General features: G+C 70.0%; 1 protein-coding gene. It reads left to right on the top strand.

Features of this window, described 5'->3' with window-relative positions:
- Nucleotides 1–534: SDR family oxidoreductase (locus ACXJ3V_RS20675; protein WP_457102230.1), on the top strand; the 534-nt coding region annotated here is incomplete at both ends.

Here is a 534-nt window from a genome sequence, read left to right as displayed (position 1 = left end):
AACTTCGGCATCGCTCACGCGTTCGCGCGCCAGGGCGCCAGGCTCACGGTGGCCAGCCGCAAGTCCGAGAACGTCGAGGCGGCGGTCGGTGAATTGCGCGGCCACGGCGGCGAGGTGCATGGCGTCTGTGCCGACGTGCGCGACTTCGCCGCCGTCGGCCGCGCCCTGCAGGAATCGGTCGACCGCTTCGGCGCCATCGACGTGCTGGTGTCGGGCGCCGCGGGCAACTTCCTCTGCGAAGCCAAGGACATGTCGTCCAACGGCTTCAAGGTGGTGGTCGACATCGACCTGGTCGGCAGCTTCCATGTGCTGCGGCAGGCGCACGCGCACCTTCGCAAGCCGGGCGCCTCGGTCATCAACATCACGGCGCCGCAGTCTTTCGTGCCGATGCGCTACCAGGCCCACGCCTGCGCCGCCAAGGCCGGCGTCGACCAGCTCACGCGCGTGCTGGCACTCGAGTGGGGCGGCGAGGGCGTGCGCATCAACTCGATCTCGCCGGGCCCGATCGACGGCACCGAGGGGTTCCGCAAACTG

The sequence above is a fragment of the Microbacterium sp. P5_E9 genome (genome assembly GCF_054049175.1).
The sequence above is the reverse complement of the archived record's forward strand: the minus strand, read 5'-3'. Positions and strand labels throughout refer to the sequence as shown.